10 protein-coding genes are annotated in these 10,726 nt (G+C 71.8%); 2 read left to right on the top strand and 8 right to left on the bottom strand.

The genetic code is table 11. The features are described from left to right. Nucleotides 1-52 precede the first annotated feature (52 nt). The gene (locus ACFWRV_RS17445; protein WP_384335106.1) at nt 53-529 is read right to left on the bottom strand and encodes a spore-associated protein A; all 477 of its coding nucleotides are present in this window, start codon (nt 527-529) and stop codon (nt 53-55) included. Nucleotides 530-863: 334 nt separating this feature from the next. On the opposite strand from ACFWRV_RS17445, the gene ACFWRV_RS17440 reads away from it, so the two are divergent. After that, a complete protein-coding gene (locus ACFWRV_RS17440) occupies nt 864-1,505 on the top strand; it encodes a maleylpyruvate isomerase family mycothiol-dependent enzyme (protein ID WP_384335103.1) in 642 nt (213 codons plus the stop codon). Between the two features lie 66 nt (nt 1,506-1,571). Here ACFWRV_RS17440 and ACFWRV_RS17435 read toward each other — a convergent pair whose 3' ends face one another. Further along, nucleotides 1,572-2,252, bottom strand: coding sequence for a hypothetical protein (locus tag ACFWRV_RS17435; RefSeq protein WP_384335100.1), 681 nt, complete (start codon nt 2,250-2,252; stop codon nt 1,572-1,574). A 394-nt stretch (nt 2,253-2,646) separates the two neighbouring features. On the opposite strand from ACFWRV_RS17435, the gene ACFWRV_RS17430 reads away from it, so the two are divergent. Beyond that, on the top strand, nt 2,647-3,576 hold the full coding sequence (locus ACFWRV_RS17430) for a phosphatidylinositol-specific phospholipase C domain-containing protein (RefSeq protein ID WP_384335098.1): 930 nt from the start codon (nt 2,647-2,649) through the stop codon (nt 3,574-3,576). 16 nt (nt 3,577-3,592) lie between these two features. Here the strand turns inward: ACFWRV_RS17430 and ACFWRV_RS17425 are convergent, their stop codons facing one another. The 6 genes from ACFWRV_RS17425 to ACFWRV_RS17400 form a co-directional block, all read right to left on the bottom strand. Next, the gene (locus ACFWRV_RS17425; RefSeq protein WP_384335095.1) at nt 3,593-4,876 is read right to left on the bottom strand and encodes a hypothetical protein; all 1,284 of its coding nucleotides are present in this window, start codon (nt 4,874-4,876) and stop codon (nt 3,593-3,595) included. Between the two features lie 172 nt (nt 4,877-5,048). Next, a complete protein-coding gene (locus ACFWRV_RS17420; protein WP_384335124.1) occupies nt 5,049-6,446 on the bottom strand; it encodes an ATP-binding protein in 1,398 nt (465 codons plus the stop codon). Between the two features lie 110 nt (nt 6,447-6,556). Next, nucleotides 6,557-7,294: a response regulator transcription factor gene (locus tag ACFWRV_RS17415; RefSeq protein WP_384335092.1), complete on the bottom strand. Its 738-nt coding sequence runs from the start codon at nt 7,292-7,294 to the stop codon at nt 6,557-6,559. An 81-nt stretch (nt 7,295-7,375) separates the two neighbouring features. After that, nucleotides 7,376-8,434, bottom strand: coding sequence for a S1C family serine protease (locus ACFWRV_RS17410; RefSeq protein WP_384335089.1), 1,059 nt, complete (start codon nt 8,432-8,434; stop codon nt 7,376-7,378). A gap of 127 nt (nt 8,435-8,561) precedes the next feature. After that, entirely contained in the window at nt 8,562-9,602 is a 1,041-nt protein-coding gene (locus tag ACFWRV_RS17405; RefSeq protein WP_384335086.1) for a LacI family DNA-binding transcriptional regulator, read from the bottom strand. Nucleotides 9,603-9,640: 38 nt separating this feature from the next. Beyond that, on the bottom strand, nt 9,641-10,468 hold the full coding sequence (locus tag ACFWRV_RS17400) for a response regulator transcription factor (RefSeq protein WP_384335083.1): 828 nt from the start codon (nt 10,466-10,468) through the stop codon (nt 9,641-9,643). Between the last annotated feature and the right edge of the window lie 258 nt (nt 10,469-10,726).

Here is a 10,726-nt window from a genome sequence, read left to right as displayed (position 1 = left end):
GTGTGCGCACACCACCCGCCGGGCCGCCGAGGATCGGATCAGCGCGGGTTCGTCACCGGTTCGCGGCCAGGGAGCCGCAGTTGGTGCCGTTCTTGCCCGCGACCTCGCCGGAGATCTCACCGCGCCACGTCACGCACAGGCCACGTGCGTCGAGGTAGACCGGTCCCGCGTACGCGGTGTAGTACCCCGTGTCCGAGACCGTCGTGGTGGGCGAGGCGAAGCCGAGCGAGGCCGTCATGTGCACGGCCTTTCCGGGCTTGGTGCGGATGGTCACCACGCAGTTCTTGCCGGTGGCGGAGTTGTAGGTGAGGAAAACCGTGCCCTTGGAGCCGATCTGGGCGGAGTTCACCACGGAGTAGCCGCCGCCACACGCGCCGTTGTACTTCGCCGCCGCCGCCGCCTTCGTCGCGGCGGTGGCCCGGTGGGCGGTCGGCTCCGCCGCGACGGCGGCCGGTGCGAGGGCGACCGCGGCGCAGGCGGTGGCGGTGACGGCGGCGCCGATGGCTGACGCGCGTCGGATGTTGGTCATGTCGTTCCCCGGTTTCTTGATGCGGTCACTGCGCGACGCCTGGTCGGGCGCCCCGGATCTCCACCCCTCGAAGTGGCGTGAGTCACACCCTGTCGGACAGGTCGCGGCGCGGAGGAGTTGTGCCGTCGGCGCGCTGTTACGAAGTCATGACACAAAGGGACAAGATCTCCTTTCTTGATCCATGTCTGATGGATGAGGAGATGAGGATCTTGTGTCCCTGGATGCGATGAGTTCCGGTGCCGTCCGGGGTCTCATACGGCAGACGTGGTCACAGGTCATTGGTCGCCGGCCACAGGCAACAGCCCACTGGTCGCCGGTTCGAGTGGAGGCAGCCGTGAAGAGCGACGCGAAGCGCGGGATCTGGCGCATGGTGCACGCCGAGCGTGCGGCGCTGGTCGAGGATCTCGCGGGGCTGGAGCCCGGGCAGTGGGCGGCGCCGTCGCTCTGTGCGGGGTGGACCGTGCACGATGTGGCCGCCCATCTCGTGGACACGGCGCTGACGACACGTATCGGTTTCGTCGCCGGACTCGTGCGGGCGCGGTTCGACTTCGACCTGCAGAACGCGCGCGGTGTGGAGCGGCTGCGCGGGGACTCGCCCGCCGAGACACTGGAGCGGCTGCGCGGGGTGGTGTCGCGGACGACGATGCCTCCGGCCTCGCTCGACACCCGGCTGGTCGAGGAGGTCGTCCACGGCGAGGACATCCGACGGGCGGTGGGCCTCCTCCGCTCCTATCCGCAGGAGGCGGTGGTCCGGGCGCTGCGCCTCCAGGTGCGGACTCCGGCGTCCTTCGGCGGGGCGAAGGAGATGGTGGCGTCCGTCCGGCTGACGGCGACGGACGCCGACCTGTCGATCGGGGAGGGGCCGGAGGCGGCGGGCCCCGCCCTGTCCCTGCTCCTGGCCGTGTCCGGGCGCCGGGTGGCGCTCGGCGACCTCGACGGGCCGGGGGTCGGGCCGCTGGCGGGGGCCGCCGCCTGAGGCGGAGCCGCGGGGCCCCGCTCCATGCGGGGCCCCGCGGCCGCCCTCGCCCTTCCCCCGGGCGGGTCAGTTACCGATCTGGTAGAGCTCGAACTGCTCCCACGAGCCCGTGACTTCGAGAGAACGGGCGCGCAGTGCGTACTGGAGCGACCCCGTGTAGCCGTTCTCCATGGCGACGAAACGGCCGTTCAGTGCGGACTGGAGCGCCCAGCGGTCCAGGTCCTCGTTGTGGTAGAGGGTGAACCGCTCCCAGGTGCCCGCGCCGGTCGAGCGGGCGCGGAGCAGATTCTGCGCGTTGCCGGTGTAGTTGCCCTCGACCGCGACATAGCGATTGTTCGCCAGGGACTTCAGGGCGTAGGTCTGGGTGGCCTCGTGCCATTCGAAGGCGAAGCCTTCCCATGCGCCGGTCACTTCTGCGGAACGGGCGCGCAGCGCACCGGTGTTGGGTGCCGCGTAGTTCTTCTCGGTGGCCGTGAACGCTCCGTTGCGGGCCGACTTGAGGGCGAACGTCCCGGACTCGTCCGCCGGGGCGGCGGCGCTGCGGCCCGAGGCGCTGCGGCCGGGAGCCGACGGGGTCTCGGTTCTCTTTTCGTCCCCGGTGATCCGCGCCAGCTCGGAGCCGTCCACCGACTCCCAGCCTGCGGGTACGGCGGCCGGCCGGTCGTTCTGCGGGGTCGCCCCGGCCGCGGGGGCGGCCAGGACGGAGGCGGTCAGCAGGGCGCTCAGGGAAAGGAGGGCGGAGGTCATGCGTCGCACAGGTGTTCCTCGCAAGGTGTCTCAGGGTTTCCGCGACGGAGGGAAATGCGGAGGCGAATAAGGGCGCCGGTTGCTCGGACGCATGCCGGAGAACGCCTTTTCCTCGGTGCGGTGCCGGTCGAATTGATCGGCCAAGTTGCCTCAGAATAAGGGAATTTCGCGATCTCCGGCAATCCTTTTATGCGGCTTCGGTAATTCCGGTCGGCGACATGTTGAATATGCTGTTCCGCGGTATTCCGTTCACCTCGATACCTCCCCGCGGTGGGTGTGAGCAGCCTGGTGCCGCGGCGGGAGGCGTGCACGTCCTCTTTCCTCTGTGACGTGCACCCGACAGAATCCAAGGGCTCGGCCCGGTCCACCCCCCACGGCCCTTGGAGGCACCCGCATGTCCACTCCCGCGCGCACGCCCGAGCCCCTGTCCCGGCCCTCCCGCAGAGGCTTTCTGGCCGGTGCCCTCGCGGTATCGGCCACCGCGATCGTCGGCGCGGCGCCCGCTGTCGCCGCCACGCGGGAGCGGGCCCGGGCGGTCCGGGGGACGCAGGACTGGATGGCCGCCCTGCCGGACGGCACCGCGCTCCAGCGGCTCACGATCCCGGGCACGCACGATTCGGGGGCCCGGTTCGGCGGTCCCTGGTCGGAGTGCCAGAACACCACCATCGCCCAGCAGTTGACGAGCGGCATCCGCTTCCTCGACGTACGGTGCCGGCTCATCGACGGCTCGTTCGCGATCCACCACGGGGCCTCGTTCCAGAACATGATGTTCGGCGATGTCCTCGTCGCCTGCCGGGACTTCCTCGCCACGCGTCCGACCGAGACCGTGCTGATGCGGGTCAAGCAGGAGCACTCCTCCGCGAGCGACGCCGCGTTCCGGGCGGTCTTCGACGACTACCTGGACGTGCGCGGCTGGCGGTCGCTGTTCCGCCTCGACGCCACCCTCCCCGATCTCGGCGGGGCTCGCGGCAAGGTGGTGCTGCTCGCGGACAACGGTGGTCTGCCCGGGGTGCGTTACGGCGATTCTGCCCTCTTCGACATCCAGGACGACTACATGGCGGAGCCGTTCGCCAAGTACCCGAAGATCGAGGCGCAGTTCCGCAAGGCGGCCCAGCAGCCGGGCAAGTTCTTCATGAACTACGTCTCCACCGCCGCCCTGATGCCGCCCCGCTGGAACGCCGACCGGCTCAACCCGCAGGTGCACTCCTTCCTGGAGCGCTCCGAGACGGCCGGCTGGACGGGGCTCGGCATCGTCCCGCTGGACTACCCGAACCAGCGGTCCGGGCTCGTCGAGTCGCTGATCCGGCACAACCCCGTGGGGTGAGGGGCGGGCGGGGAGATCAGGAGTTCGACAGGTTCTCCTCGCCCTTCGTCACCCGTATGTCGACGACGAACAACTGGAAGAGCAGCCGGGTGATGTCGCTGTTCCCGAGAGAGAGGCTGAAGGGTTCCTTGGCCTCGGACTTCACGCCGATGTACCCCGCCAGCTTCCCTTCGCCGCCCGAGGCCCTCGGGAACTTCTCGCTCTCGGTCTCGCGGGTCTGCCGGATGTGGTCGGGAGTTCCGCTGTCTCCGGCGATCGCCATGTATTTGGGGGAGAACAGCAGCTCGTGCGCGCCCTTCTTGAGGGTGAACTCGATCATCACCTGTTCCGTCGGCCTCTTGAAGTAACCGGTGGCCTGGCCCTCGTCACCCAGGTGGTTGCTCACGGGCATGGGACCGATCTCGCCGGCCGTCCGCGCGGCGTGGTAGTCCGTGGTGAGGGTGCCCGGGTCCCGGTTCGGCGCTTCGGCTATCCAGCTCTCCGTCGGCGCGGCCTTGCCCTGCCAGGCCAGGATCTCGACGGCTTCCGCCGTGTCCATCGTCCGGTAGATCTTCAGCTGTCCGGCCTCGGCCTCCTCGCTCCGCTGGGCCAGTTCGGCGAGCAGCTCGGGGCCGATCTTCTGCAGGATGTCCTTCAGCAGCCGTCCCGAGGACTCCTTGGCCCCCTTCGCTCCCTTCGCTCCTTTGGAGCCGGAGCCTTTGCCCTTCGGGCCCTTGCCGCCCTGCGCCTTCGATCCACCGGGCTCCGCCAGGCTCCGGCCCGACGCGATCATCTGCTCCTTCCAGTACGTCTCGTGGAGCATCTCCTGAGGATCGCCCACCCGCTGCACCACCGCCCCCGGAGCGGGGCGGCCGGACGGGTCCGGCGCCCGTTGTACGTCGGTACGGGCCGGGGCGGCCATCACCCGGCGGGCGTTGGCCTCGCCGGCCCGCTCGGACCGGTCGGAGGGATCGGAGACCTTCAGCCCGCTGCCCTTGTCGGTGCCCGCGGCCTGTCCCCGGCGCTGCTGGATGCCGGGGGTGCGCAGGTCATCGTGAACGGCGGAGCGCTGCACGGTGGGCCGCTGCGCCTCCTCATGACCGCAGCCCGCGTCGTGCCGGTGCTCCTCCCGGTCCTGGAGCCCGGCCCGGCGCAGCATCTGTACGGCCACCGCGTTGCCCACGGTGGCCTGGAGGGCGAGAAGCCCCTGCGGCGTCGCGGCCGCCGCGTCCCGCTCCCCGGCCCGTGCCTCCCGCGCGGCGTCGGCCTGGTCCTGCTTGCTGCCGGAGCGGCCTGTCCTGTTGGTGCCCTGTGTCCGCACGGAGGCCCTTTCCCTTGATCAGCGGCGTACCTTCCTGGATACAGGGACGGGCCCCGGCGCGGCGAGGGTCCTCGGGGCAGAGTCAGCCGACCACAGGGGCACGGTGCGTGTGCGGGGAGCGGAGGCCTCGGCGGCTTCCCGGGCCTCGCACCGCCGCACGGCTCCCCGGGCCTCACACCCCCGGCGGCGGCGTCGGTGCGCCCGGCAGCGTGATCGTGGCGACTGTTCCGGGGCCCGCGTCCGGCGCCGGGTGCAGGGCGATCGTGCCGCCCGCCTGGTGCACCGTACGGGCCACGATGGACAGGCCCAGGCCGGAGCCGGGGAGCTGGCGGGCGGAGGGGGAGCGCCAGAAGCGTTCGAAGACGTGCGGGAGTTCCTCGGCGGGGATGCCGGGGCCCCGGTCCCTCACGGTCAGCTCGCCCCGGTGCAGCGTCACGTCGATCGTGCCGCGCGGCGGGCTGAACTTCACCGCGTTGTCCAGGACGTTGACGATCGCCCGCTCCAGGGCGGCCGGCTCCGCCCGTACGTACCAGGGGGCCAGGTCCTCCGTGACGTCGAGTTCCGGGCCGCGCAGGCGGGCGCGGCGCAGGGCGGTGCGGGTGATCTCGTGCAGGGCCACCACCTGGAGCGGGCCCGGCCCGGCCGCGTCCGGGCGGGCCAGCTCCTGGAGGTCGCCGATCAGTGCGGCCAGCTCCGTCATCTGGGCCTTCACCGAGGCCATCAGGGCCTTGCGGTCCTCCGGCGGGATCACCCGGCCCGTCTCGTCGCTGCGGGCCAGCAGCTCCACGTTCGTCCGGAGCGAGGTCAGCGGGGTGCGCAGCTCGTGGCCCGCGTCCGCGATCAGCTGGGACTGGCGGTCGCGGGAGGAGGCGAGCTGGGCGGCCATGGAGTTGAAGGAGTGCGAGAGGCGGGCGATCTCGTCCTCGCCGTCGACCGGGATGCGCACGGTCAGGTCCTCCGTGCGCGCCACGTGCTCGACCGCCTCGGTGAGTTCGTCCACCGGGCGCAGCCCCGCCCGCGCCACCCACAGCCCGGCCGCCCCCGCGCCGACGACGCCGATGCCGCCGACGAGGGCCAGCACCCAGGCGAGCGTGGACAGCGGTGCGTCGATCTCGCTGAGCGGGCGGGCCACCGAGACCGCGAGTTCGTTGTTGGCCTGGCCGGAGCTGACCACCGGCGGCAGCTTGCGGGTGTAGACCCGCATGTCCTGTCCGGCGTCGTTCTCCGTCGTGTGCAGGGCGTCGGCCTCCCGCCCCGCCGCCACCGCGATGTCGCTGGGCTGGGCGGGCACGGGCGTGGTGTTCGGGGCCGTGCAGTAGTCGCCGTTCGCCGCGACGATCTGCACGGTGTACTGGCCGGGGAACTCCTGGGCGGGCAACTGCCCGCCGCTCAGGCACGAGGTCAGCAGATCGCGCATCGGCGCGTTGTCCATCTTCGCGTTGCGCAGCGAGTCGTCGAGCTGGTCCTCCAACTGGGCCCGGGTCACGAACCAGCACGCCACCGCGACCGCCGCGACCGCGACCGCCACCGCCGTGGCCACCAGCAGCGCCAGCCGGGAGCGCAGCGGCAGCGCCCGGAAGCGGCGTACGAGCCCCCGCCTGTGCCTGGCGGGGCCCGCCTCGCCCTCGGGAGGGTCCGCGGGGGGCCGCGCCGCGCTGTCCTCGGGAGGCTGCGCCGTGCTCACGCCTCGCCGCTCCCGCCCGTACGCAGCGCGTAGCCCACCCCGCGCACGGTGTGGACGAGGCGCGGCTCGCCGCCCGCCTCCGTCTTGCGGCGCAGGTACATCACGTACACGTCCAGGGAGTTGGAGCTCGGCTCGAAGTCGAAGCCCCAGACGGCCTTGAGGATCTGCTCCCGGGTCAGCACCTGGCGCGGGTGGGACAGGAACATCTCCAGCAACGTGAACTCGGTGCGGGTCAGCTCCACCCGCCGCTCGCCCCGGGTGACCTCGCGGGTGGTCAGGTCCATCCGCAGGTCCGCGAAGGACAGCACGTCGTCGTCGGGAACGTCCGCGCCCGCCGCCGACGCCGCGTACGAGCTGCGGCGCAGCAGCGCCCGGATCCGGGCGAACAGCTCGTCCAGCTCGAACGGCTTGACCAGGTAGTCGTCCGCCCCGGCGTCGAGGCCGGTGACCCGGTCCCCGACGGTGTCGCGGGCGGTGAGCATCAGGATGGGCGTGGTGGAGCCGGTGGCCCGGATGCGGCGGGCGGCGGTGAGGCCGTCCATCCGGGGCATCTGGATGTCCAGGACGATGAGGTCGGGGCCGTACGCCTCGGCCATCGCAAGGGCGTCGTACCCGTCGACCGCGACCTGCGTCCCGTACCCCTCGAAGGCGAGGCTGCGCTGCAGCGCCTCGCGCACGGCCGGCTCGTCGTCGACGATCAGGATGCGCTGGGGATCGTCTTCGGCGGGGCTCATCGCTGCTGGTCCTCTTCTCGTGTCGACCCGGTGCTCTGCGGGGGTGCTCTCAGCCTTGCACGGCCGGGGCGCCGCGCGGGATCAGGAGCCGCCGCCCGCGCGCAGGGTGTCCAGGTCGGCCTTGAGGGTGTTCACCGGGATCGCGAAGCCGAGGCCCACGCTGCCCGCCGGGGAACCGCTGCCCGCCGCCGACGAACTGGGCGCGTACATCGCGGAGTTGATGCCGATGATCTCACCGTCCATGTTGATCAGCGCCCCGCCGGAGTTGCCGGGGTTGAGCGAGGCGTCGGTCTGGAGCGCCTTGTACGTGGTCGTCTCCTCGCCCGTGTCGCCGTTGAACTGCTGCCCGCCGAACTCGAACGGCCACTGCCCGCCGCCCTGACCGCCCTGGCCCTGGCCCTGCCCCGAGCTGCCGGAGTCGTCCTTGGCGACCGTGACGTCCCGGTCCAGCGCGGAGACGATGCCGCTGGTGACCGTGCCGGTCAGACCCTCCGGCGAGCCGATCGCCACGACCTGATCGCCCACCTTGACCTGCGAGGAGTCGCCGAGCGAGGCCGTCTTCAGCCCGCTCGCGCCCTGGAGCTTGATCAGCGCGAGGTCCTTGGCGGGGTCGGTGCCCACGACGTCGGCGGTGTAGGTCTTGCCGGTGGAGAGGGTGACCTGGATCTGCTGCGCGCCCGAGATCACGTGGTTGTTGGTGACGATCTCCCCGTCCTCGGTGATCACCACCCCCGACCCGGTGGACTTGCCCGCCGACGAGGCCGCGCCGATCTCCACGATGGCCGGCGAGACGGCCTCCGCGACGCCCGAGACGGTGCCCTTGCTGCTCTGCGAGACGGTGGTGCCGTTGACCGCGCCACCCGAGCCGGTGGCGCCGGAGCCCCCGTCGTTGAGCTGCCCGACGAGGGTGGCGGCGCCGCCGCCGATCACACCCGCCGCGAGCGCCACCGCCGCCAGCAGCGCGACCGGCCGCTTCGCCTTGCGCCTGCCGGTGGTGGGGGCGTACGGGGGCGGCGGCGGATAGCCACCGGCCGCGCCGGCGTGCGCCGTGCCGTCATACGTGTACGGGGAGGCGTACGGGTACGAGGTCGGGTCCTGGTCCGTCGAGTGCGCGCCGCTCGGGCGAAGGTTCTCCGTCATGTGCACCAGGCTGGGCGGTGAAGATGAGAAGGGCCTGAATACGTCCTGAGAAGCCCGGTAGAACCGCGTATGCCCGCTGTAAAGACCTCAGGCCGGAGCCCGAAGTCCGAAGTCCGAACCCCGCCGGTCAGCGGGCCCGGGTCGGCTCCCCGCAGCCGCACGAGCGCCGGACCACCAGCGCGGAGGGGAACTGCTTCAGCCGCTCCCGCCGCGATCCGGAGACCCGCAGCGCGTCGTCCAGCACCAGGTCCACGGCCGCCCGCGCCATCGCCGGACGGTCGGAGTAGACCGTGGTCAGCGGCGGATCGGTGAGACCCGCCTCCTTCACGTCGTCGAAGCCCGCCACCGCCAGCTCCCCCGGCACGTCGATGCGCAGCTCACGGGCGGCCCGCAGCACCCCGAAGGCCTGGTCGTCGGTGGCGCAGAAGATCGCCGGCGGCCGGTCCGGGCCGGCCAGCAGCCCGAGGGCCACCTGGTAGGCGTCGTAACGGTTGTACGGGGCCTGGAACAGCCGGCCCTCCGTGGAGCGGCCCGACTCGTGCATCGCCCGCCGCCAGCCCTCGACGTGGTCGGCGACCGGGTCGCCGACCGACGGGGTCTCCTCCGTGCCGCCGAGGCAGGCCACGTACGCGTTGCCGTGCTCCAGCAGGTGCCGGGTGGCGAGCTGGGCGCCGCCCACGTCGTCGGTGACCACGGCGACGTCGTCGATCGCCTCGGGGCGCTCGTGCAGCAGGACGACCCGGGCGTCCCAGGCCTCGATCTCGGCGGCGGCGCGCTCGCTGGGGCCCTGGCTGACCAGGATCAGCCCGGAGACGCGCATACCGAGGAAGGCCCGCAGATAGTGGACCTCGCGCTCGTCGCGGTAGTCGGAGTTGCCGACGAGCACCATTTTCCCGCGCTCGGCCGCGGCCTGTTCGACCGCGTGCGCCATCTCCGCGAAGAACGGCTGCCGGGCGTCCGGCACGATCATGCCTATGAGGTCCGTGCGGCGCGAGGCCATGGCCTGGGCGACCCGGTCGGGCCGGTAGCCCAGCTGCTTGATGGCGGCGAGCACCCGCTCGCGCGTGGCCGGGGCGACCGGCCGGGGTCCGTTGTTGATGACGTAGCTGACGACCGCGGTCGACGTCCCCGCCAGTCTCGCCACATCGTCCCGCGTCACCTTGGCCACGCGCGGCAGTCTACGCGGATGGACCTGGGGGGTGTCCCCTACCTCTTGGCAGCCTCCACCGGGGCTTCCTGCGCCGTCGTGGCCGAGGAGGACTGCTCCGATCGGGTGACCGGCCGGCCGGCGGGTTCGGCCGCCTTCTGGCGGGCGGCGGCCCGCTCCTTCGCTTCCTCCGCCGCGCGCTCGGACTTCTCCGGCTTCTCCGGGGTGACGAAGCGGTAGCCGACGTTGCGCACGGTGCCGATCAGCGACTCGTGCTCGGGGCCCAGCTTGGCGCGCAGCCGCCGTACGTGGACGTCGACCGTCCGCGTACCGCCGAAGTAGTCGTACCCCCAGACCTCCTGGAGGAGCTGGGCGCGGGTGAACACCCGGCCCGGGTGCTGGGCGAGGTATTTGAGCAGCTCGAATTCCTTGAAGGTCAGGTCCAGGACCCGGCCCTTGAGTTTCGCGCTGTACGTCGCCTCGTCGACGGAGAGATCACCGTTGCGGATCTCCATCGGGGAATCGTCGGAGGTGATCTGCTGGCGGCCCATGGCGAGCCGCAGCCGGGCCTCGACCTCCGCCGGACCCGCGGTGTCCAGCAGGACGTCGTCGACGCCCCAGTCGGCGGTGACGGCCGCGAGGCCGCCCTCGGTGACGACGAGGATCAGCGGACAGCCGGGGCCCGTGGACCGCAACAGCTGACAGAGCGAGCGGACCTGCGGAAGGTCGCGCCGTCCGTCGACGAGGATCACGTCGGCGCCCGGGGTGTCCACGAGGGCCGGGCCCTCGGCGGGGGCCACCCGCACGCTGTGGAGCAGCAGCCCCAGAGCGGGGAGCACCTCCGTCGACGGCTGGAGTGCGTTCGTGAGAAGCAGCAGTGAACTCATCGCCGCCCACCTGCCTGGTTCGGTCGATCGTGTTGCACGGTTCGCTCGCCCATTACGTCGGTCCTCCTCGTTCCCTGCGAGAGGGGCACTCCCGGGTCGGACCCGGGGGAGTATGCGGCACTGCTTCGTACGTCATGCGTCCTGCGTCATGCGGTTCTCACGGTGCGGTCCCGCGCCCTGGGACCGCTGAGCTTGTCGAAACGTCGTCGTAACAACGCCGGTAAAGCACAAAAGGACCCGGGGGCTGCATTGCCCGGA

This window comes from Streptomyces sp. NPDC058576, from assembly GCF_042718715.1.
GTDB lineage: Bacteria > Actinomycetota > Actinomycetes > Streptomycetales > Streptomycetaceae > Streptomyces.
This window is presented reverse-complemented; position numbering and strand designations above follow the sequence as displayed.